This window comes from Sphingobacterium thermophilum (assembly GCF_039541675.1).
GTDB lineage: Bacteria > Bacteroidota > Bacteroidia > Sphingobacteriales > Sphingobacteriaceae > Sphingobacterium > Sphingobacterium thermophilum.
In genome coordinates this window covers 1-23,677 of sequence record NZ_BAABGR010000027.1, presented here as the reverse complement: position 1 = coordinate 23,677, position 23,677 = coordinate 1, and the positions used below count along the sequence as shown (strand labels likewise).

24 protein-coding genes and 1 tRNA gene are annotated in these 23,677 nt (G+C 40.7%); 13 read left to right on the top strand and 12 right to left on the bottom strand.

Annotated elements, in window-relative coordinates; genetic code table 11:
* Window positions 1-32 precede the first annotated feature (32 nt).
* Window positions 33-563, bottom strand: a complete 531-nt coding sequence (locus ABD873_RS09695) for an RNA methyltransferase (protein ID WP_039054387.1) — start codon at window positions 561-563, stop codon at window positions 33-35.
* Between the two features lie 184 nt (window positions 564-747).
* On the opposite strand from ABD873_RS09695, the gene rpsT reads away from it, so the two are divergent.
* The gene (rpsT, locus tag ABD873_RS09690; protein ID WP_345067839.1) at window positions 748-1,002 is read left to right on the top strand and encodes a 30S ribosomal protein S20; all 255 of its coding nucleotides are present in this window, start codon (window positions 748-750) and stop codon (window positions 1,000-1,002) included.
* 98 nt (window positions 1,003-1,100) lie between these two features.
* Here the strand turns inward: rpsT and ABD873_RS09685 are convergent, their stop codons facing one another.
* Complete coding sequence (locus ABD873_RS09685) at window positions 1,101-1,973, bottom strand: 3-keto-disaccharide hydrolase (RefSeq protein ID WP_345067837.1); 873 nt, start codon at window positions 1,971-1,973, stop codon at window positions 1,101-1,103.
* Window positions 1,974-1,981: 8 nt separating this feature from the next.
* Window positions 1,982-2,794, bottom strand: a complete 813-nt coding sequence (locus ABD873_RS09680) for an AraC family transcriptional regulator (RefSeq protein WP_345067835.1) — start codon at window positions 2,792-2,794, stop codon at window positions 1,982-1,984.
* A 338-nt stretch (window positions 2,795-3,132) separates the two neighbouring features.
* Between ABD873_RS09680 and scpC the strand changes: the two genes are divergently transcribed.
* Window positions 3,133-4,623, top strand: a complete 1,491-nt coding sequence (gene scpC, locus ABD873_RS09675; RefSeq protein ID WP_345067833.1) for a succinyl-CoA:acetate CoA-transferase ScpC — start codon at window positions 3,133-3,135, stop codon at window positions 4,621-4,623.
* Window positions 4,624-4,671: 48 nt separating this feature from the next.
* Here the strand turns inward: scpC and gldG are convergent, their stop codons facing one another.
* From gldG to ABD873_RS09645, 6 genes are all read right to left on the bottom strand, one after another.
* Complete coding sequence (gene gldG / locus ABD873_RS09670) at window positions 4,672-7,083, bottom strand: gliding motility-associated ABC transporter substrate-binding protein GldG (RefSeq protein WP_345067830.1); 2,412 nt, start codon at window positions 7,081-7,083, stop codon at window positions 4,672-4,674.
* A gap of 68 nt (window positions 7,084-7,151) precedes the next feature.
* Window positions 7,152-7,868 carry an ATP-binding cassette domain-containing protein gene (locus ABD873_RS09665; RefSeq protein ID WP_345067828.1) on the bottom strand — a complete coding sequence of 239 codons (717 nt, stop codon included), beginning with the start codon at window positions 7,866-7,868 and terminating at the stop codon, window positions 7,152-7,154.
* 2 nt (window positions 7,869-7,870) lie between these two features.
* Window positions 7,871-8,851 (bottom strand): glycerophosphodiester phosphodiesterase family protein, encoded by a 981-nt coding sequence (locus ABD873_RS09660; protein ID WP_345067826.1) that lies wholly within the window; start codon window positions 8,849-8,851, stop codon window positions 7,871-7,873.
* A complete protein-coding gene (locus tag ABD873_RS09655) occupies window positions 8,838-9,368 on the bottom strand; it encodes a shikimate kinase (RefSeq protein WP_345067824.1) in 531 nt (176 codons plus the stop codon). Before ABD873_RS09655 ends, ABD873_RS09660 begins: the two co-directional genes overlap by 14 nt.
* On the bottom strand, window positions 9,368-10,579 hold the full coding sequence (locus ABD873_RS09650; RefSeq protein ID WP_345067822.1) for a BT_3928 family protein: 1,212 nt from the start codon (window positions 10,577-10,579) through the stop codon (window positions 9,368-9,370). Before ABD873_RS09650 ends, ABD873_RS09655 begins: the two co-directional genes overlap by 1 nt.
* 6 nt (window positions 10,580-10,585) lie before the next feature.
* A complete protein-coding gene (locus ABD873_RS09645) occupies window positions 10,586-11,134 on the bottom strand; it encodes a DUF1599 domain-containing protein (protein ID WP_345067820.1) in 549 nt (182 codons plus the stop codon).
* 133 nt (window positions 11,135-11,267) lie between these two features.
* On the opposite strand from ABD873_RS09645, the gene ABD873_RS09640 reads away from it, so the two are divergent.
* From ABD873_RS09640 to ABD873_RS09620, 5 genes are all read left to right on the top strand, one after another.
* Window positions 11,268-12,065: a HipA family kinase gene (locus ABD873_RS09640; protein ID WP_345067818.1), complete on the top strand. Its 798-nt coding sequence runs from the start codon at window positions 11,268-11,270 to the stop codon at window positions 12,063-12,065.
* Complete coding sequence (locus ABD873_RS09635; RefSeq protein WP_039052860.1) at window positions 12,043-12,426, top strand: DUF3037 domain-containing protein; 384 nt, start codon at window positions 12,043-12,045, stop codon at window positions 12,424-12,426. The genes ABD873_RS09640 and ABD873_RS09635 overlap by 23 nt, the downstream gene beginning before the upstream one ends.
* Before the next feature lie 51 nt (window positions 12,427-12,477).
* Window positions 12,478-13,287: a serine O-acetyltransferase gene (locus ABD873_RS09630; protein ID WP_345067815.1), complete on the top strand. Its 810-nt coding sequence runs from the start codon at window positions 12,478-12,480 to the stop codon at window positions 13,285-13,287.
* The gene (gene cysM, locus ABD873_RS09625) at window positions 13,287-14,159 is read left to right on the top strand and encodes a cysteine synthase CysM (RefSeq protein ID WP_039052861.1); all 873 of its coding nucleotides are present in this window, start codon (window positions 13,287-13,289) and stop codon (window positions 14,157-14,159) included. Before ABD873_RS09630 ends, cysM begins: the two co-directional genes overlap by 1 nt.
* Before the next feature lie 201 nt (window positions 14,160-14,360).
* A complete protein-coding gene (locus ABD873_RS09620) occupies window positions 14,361-15,632 on the top strand; it encodes an OmpA family protein (protein ID WP_345067812.1) in 1,272 nt (423 codons plus the stop codon).
* 56 nt (window positions 15,633-15,688) lie between these two features.
* On the opposite strand, the gene ABD873_RS09615 is transcribed toward ABD873_RS09620, so the two are convergent.
* The gene (locus ABD873_RS09615; protein WP_345067810.1) at window positions 15,689-17,038 is read right to left on the bottom strand and encodes an acyl-CoA dehydrogenase family protein; all 1,350 of its coding nucleotides are present in this window, start codon (window positions 17,036-17,038) and stop codon (window positions 15,689-15,691) included.
* A gap of 240 nt (window positions 17,039-17,278) precedes the next feature.
* Here ABD873_RS09615 and ABD873_RS09610 point away from each other — a divergent pair, with 240 nt between their 5' ends.
* From ABD873_RS09610 to ABD873_RS09595, 4 genes are all read left to right on the top strand, one after another.
* Window positions 17,279-17,488 carry a hypothetical protein gene (locus tag ABD873_RS09610; RefSeq protein WP_345067807.1) on the top strand — a complete coding sequence of 70 codons (210 nt, stop codon included), beginning with the start codon at window positions 17,279-17,281 and terminating at the stop codon, window positions 17,486-17,488.
* 141 nt (window positions 17,489-17,629) lie between these two features.
* Window positions 17,630-18,979 (top strand): adenylosuccinate lyase, encoded by a 1,350-nt coding sequence (purB, locus tag ABD873_RS09605; RefSeq protein WP_345067805.1) that lies wholly within the window; start codon window positions 17,630-17,632, stop codon window positions 18,977-18,979.
* Between the two features lie 67 nt (window positions 18,980-19,046).
* Complete coding sequence (locus ABD873_RS09600; RefSeq protein ID WP_345067803.1) at window positions 19,047-19,601, top strand: NifU family protein; 555 nt, start codon at window positions 19,047-19,049, stop codon at window positions 19,599-19,601.
* A 107-nt stretch (window positions 19,602-19,708) separates the two neighbouring features.
* Complete coding sequence (locus tag ABD873_RS09595) at window positions 19,709-21,340, top strand: amidohydrolase (protein WP_345067801.1); 1,632 nt, start codon at window positions 19,709-19,711, stop codon at window positions 21,338-21,340.
* A 33-nt stretch (window positions 21,341-21,373) separates the two neighbouring features.
* On the opposite strand, the gene lipA is transcribed toward ABD873_RS09595, so the two are convergent.
* Window positions 21,374-22,252 (bottom strand): lipoyl synthase, encoded by an 879-nt coding sequence (gene lipA, locus ABD873_RS09590; protein ID WP_345067799.1) that lies wholly within the window; start codon window positions 22,250-22,252, stop codon window positions 21,374-21,376.
* A gap of 172 nt (window positions 22,253-22,424) precedes the next feature.
* Entirely contained in the window at window positions 22,425-23,072 is a 648-nt protein-coding gene (locus tag ABD873_RS09585) for an outer membrane beta-barrel protein (RefSeq protein WP_345067797.1), read from the bottom strand.
* A gap of 184 nt (window positions 23,073-23,256) precedes the next feature.
* Between ABD873_RS09585 and ABD873_RS09580 the strand changes: the two genes are divergently transcribed.
* Both ABD873_RS09580 and ABD873_RS09575 read left to right on the top strand, forming a co-directional pair.
* Window positions 23,257-23,327 (top strand) — tRNA-Cys (locus ABD873_RS09580).
* A 24-nt stretch (window positions 23,328-23,351) separates the two neighbouring features.
* Window positions 23,352-23,534: a spore protein gene (locus ABD873_RS09575; protein WP_345067795.1), complete on the top strand. Its 183-nt coding sequence runs from the start codon at window positions 23,352-23,354 to the stop codon at window positions 23,532-23,534.
* Window positions 23,535-23,677: the final 143 nt, after the last annotated feature.

Below are 23,677 nucleotides of genomic sequence, written 5' to 3'. Positions count from 1 at the left end.
AATATTGCTTACTCTATTCAGACTTTTTTTTATCAAAACTTAATTTTCTTAAGGATATCCCATACGACTATACCTACGGTTACCGATACGTTGAGGGAATGTTTGGTGCCAAACTGAGGGATTTCTATACAGGTATCTACCATTTCCATCACTTCATCGTCGACACCGTGAACTTCGTTTCCAAAAACAAAAGCATATTTAGAATTCGGCTCTATGGCAAAATTTTCCAGAGACACCGAACCTTCGGCCTGTTCTATAGCGATAACATTATAGCCTTGTGCTTTAAGGTCCTGTACGGCTTGGGTGGTTTCCACATAATGATTCCATTCTACGGACTGAGTAGCTCCAAGGGCTGTTTTTTCGATTTCACGGTGTGGGGGAGTAGCGGTGATACCACAGAGGATAACTCGCTCTACCGCAAAGCCGTCGGCAGTACGGAAGGCTGATCCTACATTATGCATACTGCGCACATTATCCAATACAATGGCTATCGGAGTTTTTTCCTGTTTTTTGAAGGTTTCAATATCAACTCTGTTGAGCTGATCCATCGATAATTTTTGCATAGTGCAAAAGTACATTATTTTAATATAATGTTATGGACAAAGGATTTATACGTATTTTTAAAGGTTAGGGGATATTCGTCGAGAAACTTGAAAATAGATTTTGATTATTGAATAATACTCGTTATTTTTGCAATCCGAATTTAGTATAAAAAGTATTATAAAATATATTATATAGCTAATAGAAATGGCAAATCATAAATCAGCGATTAAAAGAATTAGAGCTAACGCTGCGAAGCGTTTAAGAAACCGTTACCAAGCGAAAACAACTCGTAACGCAATCAAAAAATTACGTAACACGACAGATGCTGCTGAAGCTAAAGCATTGTTCCCGCGTGTTGTTTCTATGCTTGATCGTTTGGCTAAGAAAAACATCATTCACAAGAAAAAAGCGAATAATAACAAATCTAAATTGGCTAAATTAGTTAATAAATTAGGTTAATTTTAAGACTGGAAGATATATGAGAGGATACACTCGGTGTGTCCTCTTTCTTTTGTTATAAAGCTTGTTTCTTCAGTAAGACATAAAAAAGCATCGGATTATTTCGATGCTTTTTTATGTAATAGCTTTGCTATGGTCTGCTGGAGTCTGGCAGGATTTTTCTTATACTTCTCCAAGTTATATAGTTCTACTTTTCGGAAGTCTATGGGATGACTTTCACTTTGCAGGTAAATAAAACCGGAAGTGAGTGGCTGTCCATCTTTTTTGCTATTGGCAAGAAATCCGTCCACCATTTCGCCTCCGATCTGAGGTTTGGTGTATTCCATGACGACTTCTCCTTCGAGGATATGTTGAATCAGCGAGTCTCCTAATACGACAAAGTCTGCTGTCACCCATTGATCGCCGTGATAAGTTTTGGAAGTAGAGTTTTTACAGTGTGGGGTAAACAGCTCGTTGTTGATGACTACATGTGTGCCCGGCGTGCATAGGTTGGAAGTGGTACGTACCGAGTTTGGATTGGTGTCCCCTCCTAAAAACTGGCTTTCGATAGATATAGGGAAATCTTGGTTTTTACCCATAGTGTGTGGATCTTGACCGTGTAGCATAACACCGCTATTGCGCCATGCCCATCCTTCTCCTCCGGGTGCTTGTTCTCCCACAAAGCGATATTCTATCCGTAAAATGTAATAGGAATAGGGAGTTTTATATGCTAGATGACCATACCTATAATTAAACTGGTCATACTGGTCGTAGCGTACTTTCAACAATCCGTCTTCCACACGGAATGTGTTGCCGAAATTGTCCCCCGCTTCATAGTGTCTTATCTTAGGAATCCAATTTTTCAAATCCTTACCGTTGAACAGCTGGATGGGCTTGATATTTTCCTCCTTAGGGGAGCGCATTGCTGTAGAAGAAAACAGTAATGAAGCTACTGCCAAAGAGCAATAAAGAAATAGAGGTTTGAAATTCATAATACGGTTTATAATAAGGTATGTTGATGTTTTACATAGTCGCTAGGCCTTACACCTATAACTTTGTTGAAAGTATTGCTAAAGGTAGGCAGGCTGCTGTATCCCACTTTCAAGGCCACCTCATTCACACTTAGCTTCTCATCCAACAGCAGCTTTAGTGCCGTAAGCATACGTAAGATAGTATAGTATTGGATGAATGACATGTTTAATTCCTTTTGGAATAACCTTGCTAGTGTGCGCTCACTTACGTCAAAACGGCTGGCCAAGGTTTTGAAACTTATATTTTCAGAGATATTCTCTTCGAGAAATTTTACAATTTCCTTCAGCTTTGGATGCTGCGGATAAGGTAGAGCCAAGGGAAGCTCGGTCTGTGACAGCTCCGGAAGTATGAGTTTGAAAGCTTTCGCAATGGAATATTTAGGTTCTTCCACCGGAAATATGTTACCATTCCAACGATTGGTAAACATGATAAGCTCGATCAATAAATCATTTACCGGATAAATATTGATTTTATCGAAAAACTCTGTATCCGTTTCATATTTAGGAAAATAGAGATTACGCATTATTACATGAGAAGAACTTGGGTGGATACTATGTTTCACGCCGGCAGGAATCCAAATATAATGTCTTGCTGGCAGAAAGTAAGACTTGTCTTCAGTCTTTAAGAATACTACACCACCTTCAGTATATAGAAACTGACCCTTCTTATGAACATGCTCGCCGATATAGCTATCTCCCATCATAGCGTGATGACAATAGATGCTGTCCTCAAAAGCGTCAACTTCGGTCATGTAATATTTATTAACGTATTCCTTTTCCATATTTATAAATTTATACCAAAGTTCAAGTTTTTCGTATTAAATACCAAAAAGTAAGTGTTTAATCACTTTGTTGTGACTAAAATTCGATAAGAAAGGACTAAATTATTTTTAGTCTTATTTCGTAAATATATGTATTACAGAGTGTTAAGCTTCTAAGGAAAATAATTTTTAATCATGATGTTTTTATAAGTTTTTGATTGTTAGTGTATTGTGAAAAAATGAGAAATGAATGATAAGTAAGTGGCAATAAAAGATAAAAATCGCATATTTTTAATGTTTAATATTGTAAGGTCAATTGGAAATAAGAAGGATAGAAATCTTAAATATAATCAATTAAGATGAGTTATAGTAGAATACGACTAGAATCTCTCCGTGATAAGGTGATGAGTGCTGAGGAAGCCGCTTCCCTGATTAAAGACGGAATGGTAGTGGGATCTAGTGGATTTACAAAGGCGGGAGACAGTAAAGAGGTTCTTCCTGCATTGGCCGAACGGGCTAAAAAAGAAAATATAAAAATCACGTTGATGACCGGCGCCTCTTTGGGTCACGGTACGGATGGAAAGTTGGCTGAAGCAGGAGCGTTGAGGAAGCGTATGCCTTTTCAGGTAGACCGAACTTTGAGAAATAAGATAAACGAAGGAGAGGTGTTGTTTATTGACCAACACCTAAGTGAAGCTGCTGAATTGTTGCACAACAAAAACCTTCCTCCTGTAGATATAGCCGTGCTAGAGGTCACCTATATAGATAGGGACGGTAGCATTGTTCCTACCACGTCCGTAGGTAATTCGTTGACTTTTGCCAATCTGGCTAAGCAGGTGATATTGGAGGTCAATACTTCTATTCCAGAGGAATTTTACGGACTTCATGATATTTATCAGGCAGAAGATTATCCGCACCGTAATGTCATACCTATTGTAGCACCTTGGAATAAGATAGGGAGGAAAACCATCCCTCTGAACCCCGAAAAGGTAGTAGCTATAGTGTTTACGAACAAGAGAGATAGTCCTGCAGATATTGCGGCTCCGGACGAGAAAACGACTAAAATTGCAGGGCATATTCTGGAATTTTTCGAAAATGAGGTGCGACTAGGACATTTGACGGAACGCCTGTTGCCTTTGCAGGCCGGTATAGGTAAGGTAGCTAATGCTGTGCTTACCGGTTTCAAGAATAGTAATTTTTATGATCTTACTATGTTTTCGGAGGTATTGCAAGACAGTACTTTCGATCTTATTGATGCCGGGAAGTTGAGCTTTGCTTCGGCCTCCTCTGTCACTGTTTCGGAGGAATGTTACGATAGAGTTTTCAACAACCTGTCCAAATACAGAGACAAATTTGTCTTACGACCACAAAATATTTCCAATACCCCGGGGTTGATTCGTCGTTTGGGTGTCATTGCTATCAATACGGCTATAGAGTTTGATATTTATGGTAATGTGAACTCCACACATATTTCGGGGACGAAAATCATGAACGGTATCGGTGGGTCGGGAGATTTCGCTCGAAATGCATATCTAAGTATCTTCGTGACGCAGGCCGCTTCAAAGGGCAATACTATATCGCATGTGCTGCCAATGGTGTCGCACGTAGATCACACCGAACATGATGTAGATATTTTGGTCACAGATATCGGGCTGGCGGATCTTAGAGGCTTGGCTCCACGTGAAAGAGCACAGAAAATTATTGATAACTGTGTCCATCCGGATTATAAGGAAGAGTTACAGTCGTATTTCGATAGAGCGTGCAAACGTGGAGGACATACACCACACCTCTTGGAAGAGGCTTTCAGCTGGCATATTCGTCTTGCTGAAACAGGAAGCATGAAAAAATAAAATTATACTATGTCTTTATATTATTCCATGTTACCAAAAAAGCCGCTGTCAAGCGGCTTTTTTGGTGTATTTTCTTCTGCGGACAAGCTGCTGCATGCAGCCTAATAATAATAAGATAAGGAGGGGCGACACTACATTGACAATTTGCCATTTCAGCCTATCGCGCTTTACGATAGCCTGATCCAACAACCGTAATTTCACTTCGCGGTTGCGCAAAGTGATGATATCTTCGTCATTGGTAAGGTAATCAGCGATATTCTCCAACAGAGATTTGTTGGCAAATTGTTTTTCCATGTATCTGTCCCAGCCTAATGGGTAAGGCGACTCATCCTTTGGGTTGATTTGGTTAAGCAGCCAATCTCCGTCGGCAATGACAAACATTTTTGCCGGTTTGGATATGGATTTTAAATCTACAGCGTCTTTAATTTCTTTTGGTGCCGGTCTATTATCGAAAATATAAGGAAAGTGTCCGGAAAGAAGGACAGCAACGGGCTTTTCCTTGTTCTTGAAAAGGTTAGGGTCGGGCAGTTCTTCTACCATCTGCAGAGAGATATTGCCACCTGTTTTGAACGACTTATTGAAAGGAGAAGACTCCAATATAATTTCTTTCTGGATGGAAGGACTGGCAATGGTGTCTATAGAGCCTATGAATTCTGTTTTGATGCCATCCAGATTTTTTATAATAGGATGATTTCTTACCGGCATTAGGATAGGATAAAACAGCCAAGGCGTCAGTTCAATTTGAGGTTGGTTATTTACCTGTCCTACAGTCAGCGGAATTTGCGCACAGTTGAGGTCTGCCACCAAATCGTAATTAAGGCGTGCCCCGTATAGGAACAGCATATCATCCAAGTTAAGCTCTTTACCGATGATCACTTGTCCTCCAGATTGGCTCATTTGCTTCATATCGGCATTTACTTGATCTATAGCCCAAATGATGGAGCCGCCGTGGCGTACATAATAATCCAGCTTGTATTTATCGCTCTCAGAAAATCTGGTCTGCGGTTTTGCGATGACGATAAGTGAAAATTTGAGTATATCTTTTAATTCTAAGGAATCCAGATTTATCCTTCCAACCTGATGGGTAGTGGCGAAGGTTTGCATGGCATCGTAAAGTTCCAAGTCTGAAGGTTCACCATGTCCTTCTGTGAATCCTATATAGGATTGGGCTTCCTTCATGATTTTACGAATAGCCGAGATATATGCATATTCAATATTCTGTATGGAGTTGTTTAGTACCTCTTCCGGGCTTATTCCCATGCGCTGCTGAAGGAGGTTTATGTTTATTTCTTTTTCACCTTTGTTTACAATAGCGTATGGGAAGATAAGCTTCTGGGAGAATCCGCTGTTGGTTCTTATACTTAGGTTCGTAGGCTGCAAGCCGCGGTCCAGCAATGCTTCAATCAGCTGACGCTGCTCCTCATCAGACCCCTGTTGCGGATTCATGAGATGTACTTTAATTTTTCCTTGCGAATAATGTTTAATGTCATTGGCCATATCCAATGCTGCCGTCTTAAGACGTTTGAAGCCACTAGGAAGTTCTCCGTCCAAGAAGATGGTGATATGGATGTTGTCGTCAACCTGTTTTAGAATGTCTTTGGTTGTCTGACTTAACGTATAACGTTTGTCTTCCGTAAAATCAATACGTCCTAAAGCTTGTGTTACCACCGGTTGATTTACCAGAAAAAGCGCTATTAAAGTTATGGTATAGGTGGAAAAAGTGGTTTTCCGTTGGCGGAACTTACGACCAAGGTGTCCTATGGAGAAAACAAGAAACAGAAGGATGATGCTGACAAAATAGATGAAATCTTTGCCGCTTAACACTCCACGACTCAACGACTCATAATGTGACTGTATCCCAAAGGAGGAAACAAAATCGTCAAAACCGTAGAATATAGGAAACTGGCTCAGTGCGTCAAACCCATAATAAGCAAAAAAACATAATACTACGGCCACCAAGAAGGCAATAATAGGGGTGTGGGTCAGAGTGGAACTAAAGATGGATATAGCTACAAAAGAAGCCGCCAGCAAAAACAACCCAAAAAAAGAACCTATCGTTCCTCCTATATCTATATTTCCTGTCGGAGAGGCAATAAAATATAGGCATACCGGATAGATGAGTGTTGGTAGTAAGGCTAGGAGAGCAATAGTATAGCTGCCTAAGAATTTACCTAGCACGATGTCGCTAAAACGGATAGGTTTGCTTAGGAGAAGGTCGAAGGTGCCATTTGCCTTCTCTCCGGCTATGCTCTGCATGGTGATTGCCGGTATAAGCATCAACAGCAGGTAAGGGGTTAGGGAGAAAAAAGAGTCCAGCATGGCATAGCCGCTGTCCAAAATTGAGGAGTCAGGGAATACCCAGATGAGCAATCCGTTGATAAGCAAAAACAGCCCTATAGCTAAATATCCTATAAACGAATTGAAATAACCAGAAATCTCTTTTTTATATATGCTGTACAATTTTATATTGTTTTAGTAGTTAGACATCATTAGATGTTACAAAATTAAATAATTGCTTCATTTGTAGCTCAGGAAGAAGATTTTGTTAGCAACACAAATATCTCTTCCATCGTGCGGTTAGGGTATTTGCTGTCCTTTTCATGCAATAAAAACTGTTCTTTTATTTTGCCTTGATGGATGACGATGATTTCGTCACAAATGGCTTCCACCTCTTGCATAAGGTGTGTAGATAATAAGACTGTTTTATTTTTGGACAGTTCTTTGATGAGTTGTCTTATCTCTATGATTTGATTGGGATCAAGTCCCGTGGTAGGTTCATCCAAGATTAGCACCTGTGGATCATGAATGATAGCACAGGCGAGGCCTACACGTTGCCGGTAACCTTTAGAAAGCTGTTTTATTTTTTTATGCTTTTCAAGGGTAAGACCTGTCTGGCTGATGACTTCCTGAATGCGTTTCTTGGTATTTTTAAGTCCATATAGCTCGGCTTGGTATTGCAGCATTTCGCTGACATACATTTCCAGATATAGAGGATTGTTTTCAGGGAGGTAGCCTATGTTTCTTTTGGCTTGTATAGGGTCTTTCTTAACATTTATGTCGTTGATCCAACACTCTCCCGATTCTATGGGCAGTATGCCGGTCAAGGTTTTCATGGTTGTACTTTTACCAGCCCCATTCGGCCCCAGAAAGCCTATGATATGGTTACTTTGCGTCCGAAAAGAGATGTTGTCCAACGCTGTCTGCTTACCATAAGTTTTAATCAAATTTTCTACACGTATTGACATCGTCACTTAATAATATATGGTGAGGACAAATTTCTCTTTTTAATGTAGAAATCCAATGCTTTTTGCGCATCTTCCACATTATCCGTACTGAGTATATCAGCTCCGTTTTCAACATATTCGGCATAAACTTGATATCCTCGAGCCTTGGCTTGGCGATCCAAGTTCCCCATCGTGCCTAAGATGATTTTTATACCGTGGGCATGTAAAAGATTTATCAATTTTTGGTCCGCTTGTCTTGTTCCGACGAAGGCAACCATTCTGTTGTCTGGAATGCCGGCTTCTGTCAATCTGCTAAGGTCTTGTTGCGATTGAATATTTACCGACAACATAAGGTCCGGATTAATGCGGTTGATTGCCCTCGCTTGATTGGCAGTATACGTAATGACTATGGAGTATGGCTGAGCATTGGTTTTCTGGATGATTTGGGTCAACAAGCTGTATGGTACCTCCGGCTTGACATCCAGAGTGAACAAAACTTTGTCTTTCCCCCAACGCAACACCTCCTCTAGAGTAGGGATTTTGTATGGTGTCAACAGGCCGTTCGGAGCTTTTAGTCTTAAGGCTTTCAGTTCTTCCCATGTTTTGGAACTAACCTTTCCTTTGCCGTCTGTGGTACGTTCTAATGTAGCGTCATGCATGAGGACCAGTACTGAGTCCTTTGTGATGCGTACGTCACATTCTATGATCAAAGGAAACCTTTCAGCCCAATGGGCGAAAGTTTCGATGGCATTTTCGGGATATCCATTATAGTCACCACCACGGTGAGCGCTGATAAGAGGATATCTATTGTCGTCGTAAGTAAGAAATTGATACAGATCCTCTAAATTATGTATATTAAAATTCTTGGTGGAAGATTTGCTTTCGGAAATATAAGGTCTGCTGCTGTCTTGTTGCTGTATAGCATCCGTACTGCTTGTTCTGAAGCAACCGGTCATCAGCAGCAAAAAGGGTAAAAGTAAAATGAGGTATCTATGAATTCTCATACTTGGCTATGTAATTATTGATTAGAGAAATGATCTCTTCCAGACTGGTGTGTATTTGTTCGAATTTGATATGTGCTTGTTCATAGTACTGAGCACGTTCGTTTAGCTTACTTTCTATAAAAGCATACAGCTCATCTCCCGTCAAACCTTTTAATACCGGTCTTTTGTTGACGTCAGACTGACTGAGTCTGGCCCATAACGATTTGGGTGTATGGTAAAGATAGAGTGAAATACCGTGTTGATTAATCCACTCCATATTGTCGAAATAACAAGGTGTACCACCTCCTGTGGAGATTACAGCGATACGGCCTGCCTGTTTTTTGAGATATTCGTTCTCCAGCTTTCTGAAGCTGTCTTCTCCGTATTGCCTAAAATATTCAGGAATGGTCATTCCTATATGTTGTACTATTTCCTGATCCAGATCCACGAAGGGCAGCTCTAAAGCATTGGCGATTTTTTTACCCCACGTAGTTTTTCCGCTTCCCATGAAGCCTACTAAAAAAATAGGTTTGTTCATTACTGTTGTTTAAGGTATTTTTCTGCTAACACTTCTTTGCTTGGAAAAGACTTTTTAGACCATTTCATGATGACCTTTCCATTTTGGAGTAGCATGACACCTGGATTGGAGCGTACCATGCTCTTTATAGGGACGGCATCGGCATAGAAGTTTTCCAAGACCAGATCCAGCTGATTGTTAAGGTATTCTACATCCTTGAAGGCGCTGGAAGTGAGCAGCACCGCCCTTAAGTTGTATTCGTTGCTGAGTTCTTTTATGGTTTGATTGATTCTATCTAATGCTACGAGATCTTCAGCAGAGAATTTTGAGACATCCACACTGGTCACAATAAAGTTGTAATGTGGATTTTCAATAATTTCGGCGGTAAAATCATTTCCTTCACTGTCTGTGATAAGTAGGTCGGGTATAGGTAGCTTGTATCCCTTCTTTACCAATTTGCTTTCTGGTTCTCCGACAATTTCCCAATTTTCATCTTCCCAGATTTTCTGGTCCATATATTCTTTATCCGTAACTTTTTTACTTTCTCGGGAATTTTTGTTTTTCAGCGTATAAATGTGTTCATACACATCCTGAGGAGCTCCTTCGGGCATTTTCATTAGTGAAGGAAGATGGTTTCCTATCTTATAAGGCAGAAAATCAATAATAGGTAAGTAGCTATAGGTATAAATGCCAAAACCAAAGGAGGCTACCACGGCAAATACTACCAAGAGATTATTGGTGAACGAATTTTTTATGAGAGGAAAGATTTTTTGACGACGGCTGAAGATAACCAGAATGAGCAACAGCAGGACGACATCTTTGGCGAAAGACTGCCATGGTGTCAAAGGAATGGCATCGCCAAAACATCCGCAAGAGGTTACTACGTCGAAGAATGCAGAATAGAAGGTAAGAAAAGTGAAAAACACAATCAATATAAGCAATCCCCAGGCTACTGCTCTTCCGGCAATTCCTAACAACAGAAGCAATCCTAATATGACTTCTACGGCACAGATGACAATAGCTATGGAGGTGCTATAATCATTTAATGCATTAAGATTAAAGACATGAAAATACTCCTGCAGCTTGTAGCCAAAACCTGTAGGGTCATTCGCTTTGATAAGACCGGAAAAGATAAAAAGGATACCTACTAAGAGCCTGCAAACGGCTAACAGAAAGTCTCTCTGCTGCTTGGTAGTGCTGATAGGATTGTAAAATGAGGTGTTATGCATCATGTGCTTCTATTTTTTTTCTGCGAATCCCAATTTTATCAATGCAAATACGGCGTAGTTAAGCATATCTTGATAGTTTGCTGCCAACCCTTCGGAAACGAGAGTTTTGCCGTTGTTGTTTTCAATCTGTTTTACACGGTGAAGTTTCATGAGTATCATGTCCGTCATGGACGAAACGCGCATATCTCTCCAAGCCTCGCCGTAGTCATGATTCTTAGCAAACATCAGGTCGCGTGTTTCGTTGACCTTTTCCGTGTATTTCTGTTCTACAAAGGCAGGGTTGAGGTTTTCTTCGCCTCCTTCTTCTCCCAATTCTAGCTGCATGAGTGCGATGACGCAATAGTTTACTATGGCGACAAATTCCCCAGCGATATCATCGCCCACTTTAGAGACTTGTTTTATTTCGAGTGTACGGATACGTTTGGCTTTGATATATAGCTGATCCGTAATGGAGCTGAGGCGCATGACACGCCATGCAGTCCCGTAGTCTTTAGTTTTTTTTATGAATAGATTTTTGCAGTAATCAATGACGGCATTGTATTCTTCGGTGGTGTTCATATAATAAGGCTCTTTTGTTACAAATATAGTCAGAAAAGTTCGTTGGCTATAGTCACAAAACTGTTTGATTTTAGCATTTATGCTTAATTGTAAGATTATTTCAAGTAACTTCGAATAAACATAAGACGATATCATGCAAATCAATAAGCCCGACATCAGGCAGGTGGATATTATCCGATATATTCAACCCTTTAGAGAGGGGGGATCTCTTCCGGGATTGGTTGATGCCGACGATGGTTTTAGCTATGTGATAAAATTTCGTGGTGCGGGACAGGGTAAAAAAGCCTTGGTAGCCGAACTTATAGGAGGGGAGCTCGCTCGATTTCTAGGACTTCGGGTTCCGGAGATGGTCTTTGCCCGTTTGGATGAAAGTATGTGGCGCCTAGAGGCAGATGAGGAGATACAAGATCTTTTGAAGTTTTCGGTGGGAAATAATCTGGGGGTACATTTCTTGAGGGGAGCCATCACTTTCGATGCTAACGTGGATGTCATCAGTGATAAAGAAGCGTCTAAAATCGTGTGGCTCGATGCACTACTGATGAATGTGGATCGTACAGCACGCAACACCAATATGCTGGTATGGCACAAAGAACTGTGGCTTATCGACCATGGTGCTTCCTTATATTTTCACCATTCGTGGGACAACTGGCAGGATTACGTAGAAAAACCCTTTGTGCAGATTAAAGATCATGTGCTGCTCAAATCAGCTTCTAAAGTTGCCGATATTCATAATCAGTATAAGGATGTTTTCAACAAAGAAAATATTCAAGGGGTATTGCAGGTCATCCCGGACGAGTGGCTGATGGAGGAGGGAAGAGAACTTTCTCCGGAGCAAGTGCGAGAGGTGTATCTACAGTTTTTACTGCAACGATTGGAAAATGCGTCGGTATTTTTAAATCAGATCGAACATGAGCGAAAGAACATTATATGAGTATGCTGTAGTGCGTTTGGTGCCTCGTGTAGAACGTGAAGAGTTCGTAAATGTCGGTGTAGCTTTGTATTGCAAAAAATATCAATATGCGGAATTTCTGTATCATCTAGATACAAACAAACTAAAAGTCCTTTGTCCAGACATCGATATAGAGAATATTGAGAAGCATTTGCTGTCTTTTCAGCGGATCTGTACAGGAGATAAAGCATACGGGAAGATTGCCCATCTAGAGCAAGCCGAACGTTTTCGTTGGCTTACCGCCAACAGAAGCACCATCATCCAGTGTTCACCTGTACATACTGGCATGTGTCTTTCCCCTCAGGAGACTCACAAGGAATTGATGGATAAGTTAGTGCTATAATATCTATAAAAATAGTAGATATTTGTTTGTCAAAAATGTAGCTTTGCATTTATGGAAGAGTTTTATAACCATCTTTTTAAGAAACAGATTGAAGCGCAGGATATGCCTAGCAATACGCGTATCTGCCACTGGGCTAGAGATCTGTTTAGGGCCTTGTTTCCCGAACGTAACCCCAAGCAGTTGGGTTCGGTAACTGAGGTCAGAGCAATGTTTGAACAGTCACAACAAGAACTACTCGATATACTCCGTAAGAGCAAAGTATGTAACAGCTGTCATAACGAACGTACGGTAAAAGATTTTTTTGACTCTCTGCCCGAGCTGTATGAGGTGATGTTGACGGATGCTCAGGCTATATTGGAAGGAGATCCAGCTGCACAGGATTTGCGTGAGGTGATACGTACGTATCCAGGTTTTTTGGCTACATCTATTTATAGGATGGCGCATAGGTTATGGGAGTTGGAGGTGCCTCTTATTCCACGGATTTTAACCGAATGGGCACATGAACGTACAGGCATTGACATCCATCCCGGAGCAAGAATAGGTAAATATTTACATATTGACCATGGTACAGGGTTAGTCATCGGTGAGACCTGTATCATCGGCGAGCATGTAAAACTTTATCAAGGTGTAACCTTAGGGGCACTGAGCGTGGAAAAAGGATTTGCCGGAAAGCAACGTCATCCTATTATCGGTGATTATGTCATCATCTACGCAGGTGCTACCATACTTGGAGGGGAAACACATATTGGGCACCACTCCATAATAGGAGGGAACGTATGGCTGACTTCCAGTGTGGAGCCGTACACGACAGTATATCATCAGCCCAATTCGAAATTTATTGACACTAAACCCGCAATATAATGGGAAATATTATAGATACTATCGGAAATACTCCGTTGGTGGAGATTACCAGTTTTCACAATAATCCCAACGTGAAAATCTACGCTAAACTGGAGGGAAATAATCCTGCAGGATCGGTAAAAGATAGACCGGCATTAAATATGATTCAATCTGCGTTGGAGCGTGGAGATATCAAACGTGGCGATAAACTTATTGAAGCTACCAGCGGAAATACCGGCATTGCATTAGCTATGATTGCTAGCATGTTTGGTATGGAGATCGAGATTGTGATGCCAGCAAACTCTACCCGGGAGCGTACCTTGACTATGGAAGCTTTTGGAGCTAAAGTGACCTTGTTGGAAAATATGGAGGTCTGTCGCGATTATGCGGAGGAGAAGGCTGCACGGGAAGGGATTTTTATTTTGAATCAATTTGCTAACCCCGATAACTATAAAGCACATATCAAAACCACTGGCCCTGAAATATGGCGCGACACGCAAGGAAAAATTACCCACTTCGTCAGTGCTATGGGAACTACCGGGACTATTATGGGAAATTCAATCTATCTGAAACAGCAAAATCCTAATATTCAGATTGTAGGATGCCAGCCTACAGAAGAGTCTTCCATCCCGGGGATCCGCCGATGGCCGCAAGAATATCTTCCAAAGATTTTTGATCCTTCACGTGTGGATAGGATTATTGATATAGACCAAGCAGACGCCATCGAGAAGTCCAGATTGCTGGCCCGGAAAGAAGGTATTTTTGCCGGTATGAGTTCGGGAGGTGCTTTTCATGCAGCATTGAAAGTGGCCAATGAATTAGATGAGGGGGTTATTGTCTTCATCGTTTGTGATCGGGGAGATAGATATTTGAGCTCTAATCTGTTTGGATAGTTTTTGTAAGAATTATTGACTTAAACAGCCCAAGCCGAATAATTTTTTATTCGGCTTTGTTGTTTAATACGTGTGGTAATATGTCTACAAATCGAGGGAAGAAGTTTGACTGTATTTTATATAAATAAAAAATATTTTTGCAATAAAAAGTTGTAAAAATATAATTTAATATTGTAAATTTAAATCAGTAAACTTCTTTTTATGAAAGCAAAATTATTTACCAAGTTTTCGGCAGTATTGGCTACTGTATTAAGTATAACGTCAGTACATGCGCAAGATTTCTCCACAATTGAAGGCACTACGCCTCTAGGACCGAGTTCTCAATATAGAACATGGTCTTTAGGTGTAAATTTAGGTTTGTTAAGCCAGGCCGCCAAATTTGGATTCAAAGATGGAGATCTAAATTTAGGCTATAGTGCTTATCTCAAAAAGCACCTCACCCCAGCCTTTGGTTTAAAACTTCAATATTTGGGAGGCAAGATTTCTGATGTGTCATCAAATTCAGGTACTTCTACCAATATTGATACCAAGTTACCGTGGTCTATCGCTTTGTCGGGAGAGTATACCATAGCGAATGTCAACTGGAGATTGTTTAATGCCAAAGTAAAACCTTATGTGGCAGCAGGTATTGGAGCGGTAAATTTAAATACAGTATCTTCCTCGTCGGATGAAAAACAAACCAGAATGTTTGTCCCTGTAGATGCTGGATTCAAGTTTGCTATAGCTAAAGGTGTTAATCTTGATTTAGGTTATCAACTAAATTGGACTAATGACTATTTCGACGGTAAAACGGGTCATACTTTTGAATACGATTTGTTTTCTTACATTCATGCCGGACTGGAATTTGCATTAGGACCAAAAGAAAAGCCTTTCATGGCTAACAGCAATCCGGTTGCTACTTTAGTAAACGATTATACACGTAAATACGATGAACTTAAAGCCGAAAGAGATGCTTTATTAGCGTCCAATAAAGCTGTTCAGGCACAGATGGAGGCATTGACTAAAGGACTGAAAGATGATGATGGCGACGGTGTGGCTAACATGTACGATAAATGTCCAAATACACCTGCAGGAACAAAGGTGGATGGAGCGGGATGTCCTCTTCCAGAACTTAAATTGCCTGAGTCGGAACAAAAAATTGTAGTTGAGGCTGTAAAAAATTTAGAATTTGATTTCAACAAAGCTACGATAAGATCTTCTTCGTATAGCTATCTGGATAAATTAGCAGAACTGATTAAACATAAAAATTATAATTTAAAATTGGACGGTTATACCGATAACGTGGGTACTGCGGATGTCAATAGACGTCTTTCGAAAGAGAGAGCAGAAGCCGTAAAAGCTTATTTGGTATCCAAAGGGGTGGCTGCGAGCAAAATTACTACAGCCGGACATGGTATGAGCAATCCTATCGCTTCCAACAGTACCGAAGAAGGCCGTCAACAAAATCGAAGAGTGGAGTTTACTTTATATTAGAGTGTCAATTGTTTAAGGTTATAAAGAAAAGGGGACAAGGATTGTCCCCTTTATCTTTATACAAAAGCGCTGTATCCTGTTATGCTGCGCCCCACGATTAATGAATTTATCTCTTTGGTACCTTCGTACGAATATATAGCTTCGGCATCTGCTAAAAATCTAGCAACATTATATTCCAGCAAGATACCGTTACCGCCCATGACCTCTCTGGCTCGAGAGACAATATCTCTTGTGCGGAGGGTACAGAATACTTTTGCTAGCGAGGCATGTTCGTCTTTGAGTTTTCCTTCGTCCTGCAATTCGGAGAGGCGGAATACGAGTGTCTGCATGGCCGTAAGGTTTGAAAGCATCTCTACCAGATGGTTTTGGATAAGCTGGAAGGAGGCTATAGGCTTGCCAAACTGCTCTCTCTCCAGAGTGTAGGCTAATGCATTTTCGTAGGCTCCTCGCGCGCAGCCCACAGCCATCCAAGCTACACCGGCACGCGTCATCTGTAATACCTTCGCCGTATCTTTAAAGGTGTTGGCATAAGGAAGTCTGTCCGACTCAGGAACAAGGCAATTCGTCAGGGTTATCAGTCCATTTTGCACGATGCGTAAAGCCATCTTGCCTTTGATCTTTTCTACCGCGAACCCTGGATTTTCTTTGCGAACGATGAAGCCTTTGACCTGATTGTCATCTACATCGCGCGCCCAAATGATAACCATATCGGAAAATGTAGAATTGCCTATCCATTTTTTCTGTCCGTTGAGTATCCAACCTTCCGGGGTCCTTTTACAGGTGGTGGTCAGCCCTCCTGCCGTAGCGGAACCAACATCCGGTTCGGTAAGTCCGAAGGCGCCAATCTTTTTTAGCTGTTGCATGGCAGGAAGCCATTCTTCCTTTTGTGCTTCCGACCCACAGATATATATGGAGCCCATGGCTAATCCACTCTGTACGCCCAAAAAAGTCGCTATGGAAGGGTCTATTCTTCCAAATTCGGCAGCGATGATACCGTCCATAAGAGAGGTGCCGCCAGCACAGCCATACCCTTCATATACGTATCCACACACATTGAGTTCTGCCAGCTTGGGAATGATTTCGAAAGGAAAGTCGTCGTGTAACCAATAGTTGTTGACAATGGGCTTTATTTCTTTTTCCAAAAAACTACGTACCTTCAGCTGTAAGGCCCGGTCCTCGGGTGAAAGTTTAAATCCTATATCATAAAAGTCGGCATCAATGGGAGGAGCTTCCTTCTTTTTGTTGGAAGAGGTGAGCATCTTCATGGCCATCTGCAGCTGCTTCTCGTCCATCGTCGAAACAGCCTTCAGTACAGAACCTAAATCTACCTTTTGTGACAATTTATCCAATTGTGCAAGATCCACTGTCTTAAGCAGTTTGATCAGCTTTCTAATCTTCTCTAGCATAACTTATTCATAGGTTTATAAATCATTTGTATTAAAATTAATTTTTTTTGTTGCTTTTTCAGAAATGTGTCCTATATTTGCATCCGAAATAAAACAAAATATATTTTTTAATCCTGATAATCAAAGGTTTAAAGAAAAAATAAAAAAAGTTTTATTTCTTGGGTTACCTTTTCGAAGTACCCGTATTAATAAGTGTAGAAAACAAAATTTGTTTTATTTAAAAATAGAAAATTTAAAAAGATGAAAAATTTATTCGCATTCGGATTTTTAGCATTAGCTTTAACTGTAGCTTCATGTAACAATGCATCTAAAACTGAAGAAACTGCTGATTCTTTAACTAACGCTATCGATTCAACAGCTGATGCATTAACTGATTCAATCAACGCTGCTGCTGATTCAGCAACTGCTGTTGTAGATTCTATCGCTGACTCAGTAAAAAACGCTCAATAATCCGATAAGAGTTAAGATACTCCGAAAAGCCCGTGTATTAGACAACACGGGCTTTTTTGTTTATTGTCATGGGCGAAGTGCATAATTTTTGTATTTTTGATGCCATATAGTTAGTCCCTTAGGCTTTTATAATTTTAAAATATGTCATTATCATCACTTACAGCCGTAACACCTATTGACGGAAGATATTATAACGCTACCAAAGAATTGTCTGATTATTTCTCAGAGTTTGCACTGATTAAATATCGTGTATTGGTAGAAGTCGAATATTTTATTGCTTTGGCGGAGTCCGGCATTCCTCAATTAGCACATTTCGATGGTTCTTTGAATGAAAAGTTAAGAGATATCTACAGGAATTTCACTTTAGAGGATGCACAATGGGTAAAAGAAACCGAAAAGGTAACCAACCACGACGTTAAGGCGGTAGAGTATTTTTTGAAAAATGAATTCGAAAAGCTAGGCTTGCATGACTCTTTGGAGTTTATCCATTTTGGATTGACTTCACAAGATATCAACAATACAGCTATTCCATATTCCTGGAAACAGGCTATACAGAATGTTTATTTGCCGACGATTACCGAGCTATTGGACGAACTTAAAGGATTGTCGGACGAGTGGAAAGATGTAGCTATGTTGGCCCGTACACACGGACAGCCGGCATCTCCGACGCGTCTCGGCAAGGAAATCAAAGTTTTCATTGAGCGTATAGAGAAGCAGCTGGAAGCCTTGAAAGCTGTTCCTTACTCCGCTAAATTCGGTGGTGCTACAGGTAATTTCAATGCGCATCATGTAGCCTATCCGGAAGTGGATTGGGTAGCTTTTGCCAACAACTTCGTTAATGAAAAGTTAGGTTTGAGCCGCTCGCAGACCACCACGCAGATTGAACATTACGACAATTTTGCAGCTAGTTGCGATGCCTTCAAGCGTATAAACAATATTATCATCGATTTATGTCGCGATATATGGACGTATATTTCGATGGATTATTTCAAACAAAAGATTACCAAAGGACAGATAGGCTCTTCGGCAATGCCGCATAAAGTCAATCCTATAGACTTCGAGAATGCGGAAGGTAACTTAGGTATTGCCAACGCCATCTTTGAGCATTTGGCAGCTAAACTTCCTATCTCAAGATTGCAGCGCGATTTGACCGACTCTACAGTACTACGCAATATCGGTGTTCCTTTTGCTCATACATTGATCGCTTTCAAATCTACGTTGCGCGGTCTTCGTAAGCTTATCCTGAACGCTGACGCCTTCCAGAAAGATTTGGAAAATAACTGGGCGGTGGTGGCCGAAGCTATACAAACTATCTTACGTCGTGAAGGCTATCCTAAACCTTACGAGGCTTTGAAAGATCTTACAAGGACCAATGCGCATGTGACACAAGAAACCATAGCGGCGTTTGTAGAATCCTTGAATATCAGTGAAGAAGTAAAAGCGGAGATTAAAACAATCACGCCTTGGAACTATACAGGTGTGGCATTATAAGCTTTTACGATACAATGACGTTTTAAGTTTAGCTTAATGGCTATATTTGAATAATTATATTGAAACTATGGCAACTATAAATGTATATACAGAGTCTACACCGAACCCTTCGACAATGAAGTTTTTGGTAAATAAACTTCTTATCAACGGTAGTGTAGATTATCCGGATAGAGAAAAAGCGCAAGCATCACCCTTTGCAAGAGAACTTTTCAAGTTCAACTTCGTAAATGGGGTATTCTTCGCTTCCAACTTCGTCACTATCACGAAAACCGACGATGTAGAATGGTCGGATATCGAAGATATTCTTAAAGAGTTTGTGAAGGGTGCGGTAGAGTCGGAGCTGAAAGTTCAGGAGATAGTGAAAGAGGAGAACGTAACTTTCGAAGGGTCAGAGACCGAAATAAAAATCCAACAAGTGTTGCACGATTACGTTCGTCCAGCCGTAGAGCAGGATGGAGGTGCTATCGCGTACAAGTCTTACGAAAATGGCGTTGTAACGGTAGAACTGAGAGGATCATGCAGTGGCTGTCCTTCTTCCACCATTACGTTGAAGGCCGGTATTGAAGGCTTATTGAAGCGTATGGTTCCTGAAGTACAGGAAGTAGTTGCAGAAGCTATGTAATTATTCAAATAACACGATATACAAGAGGCTTGGTAAAATTACCAAGCCTTTTTTGTTGTTCTAATTATCTTCTAATCCTTATCTTTAATTCTGCATAAGAATATTTTATGAAAAGATTGATAAAACTATTGTTTGTTTATATTGCTTTTGTTGGATGTACTACGAATAAGGAAGTAGATCTGATTGTTTATAATGCACGTGTCTATACTGTTGACTCAGCGTTCTCTATTCAGGAGGCTTTTGCGGTGAAGAATGGAATTTTCATCGATATCGGAAGTTCTAAACATATCCTTGATAGTTATATCGCAAAAGAAAAGATAGACGCGGAAGGCAAAGCCGTATTTCCTGGCTTTTACGATGCTCATGGTCACAGCTTTCTGTTGGCTGAATATTTTCAACAGGTGGATTTGGTGGGATGTAAGTCTGTACAAGATTTGGTGAGCAGGTTGCAGCAATACCGTAAAAAATATCCGGAGAAAAAGTGGATTGTTGGGGGTGGTTGGGATCAATCCCTCTGGCCAGACAAAAAAATGCCGCACAGAGATACACTGGATAAATACTTTCCTGATGTGCCTGTCTTTTTGAATCGCACAGATTATCATGCTGCTGTGGTAAATAGTGAAGCCCTTAAGATTGCACAAATCGATGAGAGCACTACGGTGGAAGGTGGACGTATCGAAAAGGACAGTACTGGGCGTATTACAGGGATTCTTGTTGATAATGCAATGGCTCTAGTAAGCCAATATATTCCTTCTGCCAAAGAGGACAATATGCTAAGCATTCTACGTCAAGCACAGGATTCCTTGTTCTCGGTAGGGTTGACAAGTATGGTGGATGCAGGGCTGTCGGAAGAGGAGCTCGACCTACTGAAAAAATACTACCAGTCTGACTCGTTGAAAATCCGTAACTATGCCATGATCTTTGCGGAGCCTCACAACATTCAAAAATACATCCGTGATGACATTTATGAGTCAGATAGGCTTACCATCCGCGCCATAAAAATGATGTCGGACGGTGCTTTGGGGTCCAAAGGAGCTTGTATGCTGGACAACTACGAGAATGATACCATCAGAGGTTTCTTGTTACATCCAAAAGAAGAGTTTGAAAAGGCCTTAACCATATTGAGCAAGTCGAATTATCAGGTCGCTATTCATGCTATAGGAGATTCTAGTAACAGGATGCTACTGGACCTTTACGGTAAGATGGATGTTAAGGACAAAAGATGGCGTATAGAACACGCCCAAGTAGTACACCCGTCGGACTTTGTCAAATTCCGTACATATGGTGTTTTGCCTTCCATCCAGCCTACTCATGCTACCTCCGATATGAAATGGCTGTACGAAAGAATAGGAAAGGATAGAGCGAAGTCGGCCTATGCGTATAAGGAACTATTGAAATGGTATGGAAAGGTAGCCATTGGAAGCGATTTTCCGGTGGAGCATTTTAATCCATTATATGGATTCCATGCTGCAGTAGCAAGGCAAGATGCAGCAGGTAACCCGCAAGAGGGATTTCAGATGGAGAATGCCTTGACACGGGAAGAGGCCTTGAGAGGAATGACCATATGGGCTGCATATTCGTGTTTCCAGGAAAAGAAAAGAGGTTCCATAGAGAAAGGGAAGGATGCCGATTTTGTAATGCTGGAAGAAGATTTAATGACAGCGCCGACCGAGCGGTTAAGAGATATAAAAGTATTACGTACTGTGGTGGCGGGAGAGACCGTGTATACAAAGAGATAAAGAAAAGGAGCTTCCATTGAAGCTCCTTTTTTATTACATGTCAAACAAATGTTTTTCGGCGTGATATGATGAACGAACTAGAGGTCCTGATTCCACATATTTGAATCCCATCTCAAGACCTATTTGCTTGTATTTTTCAAACTGTGCTGGTGTCACCCAGTCAATTACAGGGTGATGTGCTTTGGTAGGCTGAAGATATTGTCCTAAAGTAAGGATATGTACCCCTACGTTATAAAGGTCTTGCATAGCCTCTATGACATCTTCTTCTGTCTCACCCAGACCTAGCATAATTCCCGATTTCGTACGCAATCCTGCCTCCGAAATGCGTCTTAGACATTCCAAAGAGCGGTCGTATTTGGCCTGGATACGTACTTCTCTGGTCAGACGACGTACGGTCTCCAAGTTGTGGGATACCACTTCCGGCCTTTCAGCTAATACGCAATCCAGATTATCCCATTGTCCTTTGAAATCAGGAATCAGCGTTTCTAATGTGGTGCCAGGGCTTTCTCGACGTATAGCTTTGATGGTTTCGGCCCAGATGGTAGAGCCTCCATCTTTCAAGTCGTCACGGTCTACGGAGGTGATAACACAGTGCTTTACCTGCATCAACTTTACCGATTGGGCTACACGGTTAGGTTCATCCCAATCCACCGGAAGAGGTCTTCCTGTTGCTACAGCACAGAAAGAACACGAGCGGGTACAGATATTACCCAAAATCATAAAGGTTGCGGTGCCTGCTCCCCAACATTCCCCCATATTCGGGCAATTGCCACTTTCGCAGATGGTATGTAATTTATGTTCGTCTACAAGGTTTCGAACATGACGATATTCCTTTCCCACAGGAAGCTTCACACGCAACCAATCCGGCTTGCGTTGTGTCTGATGGACTGGTATTACAGGTAACTCGATCATATTACAAAGGTAATGAAACTTTGTTATTTCTATAATCAATAATTCATTGGCCTATCATGATATTACAATAAAATTATTTTTTGTCTTTTTTGGATAAATCATGTAAGAGGGAGATAAAAGAAAAGGTCCTCCAAAAGAGGAGGACCTTCTATAAATTTTGTGTCATCATTGATTAAAATTCGAAACCAATGCCGAATGACAATACTCTGTTTTTTACAGTGCTGTTGAAACTTTTATCTCCAGCGATGTTGGTTAAGCCTAATCCATAGTTGGCGTTGATCAAAAATCCACCACCTAATTTAACTCCAGCCATGATGTTAGCACCGAAGTCTACACCTTTTTGGTATTCATCTTTACCGAATTTAAACTCGCTTAATGTATTTGACGATACATCGCCGTCATCACCAATCCTATTAAGTTTGTTTTTACCGCTAAGTCCAAATCCTACATAGGGACCGGCACCTAATTGCAATTCAGCACCTCCTAAAGGAAGTTTACCTACAAAGTTTACAGGAACTTCCAACCACATGGTGTTCTGCGTCAACTCATAACGATTGGATCCGAGTTCTAATTCTGCTAGTTTAGCTCCTTTGCCTTGTAAAGAGATTCCCGGCTGGATGGCGAAATTCGGATTTACGTTGGCATTCATATAGCCGGTAATGTAGAAATTTGTGGAAGATTTAGTGTCAGACAAATCTTCTGTGCTACCATAATTGTACGAAGGCAAGGTAACACCTGCTTTCAAACCAAAACCTGTCTGTGCTTGAGCTCCTACTGCTAATAATAACGCTGCACCTACTGATAGTAAAACTTTTTTCATAATTCTTTTTATAAATGTTAAACCATTCTGTTGCTACTATATCCCCGTCTCAAGCAACATTTCAGGTAGGGAATTCCAAATATCATACCAAAAAAGTGGCGGATAAATTTTTGTCCATTTTTTGATTTAATATTTTGCATTTTCAAAATTTAGAGTTACTTTTGCACACCCGCTGAAGGGAAAGGGTCGGATGGCCGAGTGGCTAGGCAGAGGTCTGCAAAACCTTGTACAGCGGTTCGAATCCGCTTCCGACCTCGTACAATAAAAATATTAAATACAATGGGAGTTACACGTTTAAAAAGAAAAGATAGAAGAAACAAAACTGTCTCACGTGTTGAAGTACAGTTTTTGAAATTAGGCCGTAATTTAGAATCGGGTTCACGTTCTAAAATGCCTAAAAACAGCCAAATTCGTAAAAACGATGAAATCTTAAATAAATTAGCTGCCGAGTTAGGAAAATAATTTATAGATTCATCATATACAAGATATAAAAAAGGTCTACCACGTAGACATGCCCCAAAAAGTTAGACACTTATTTGGGGCATTTTTATGAGTAAAAAACAGAAGTATAATTTCAATTTTAAGTTACGTCTAGTAACCACTAT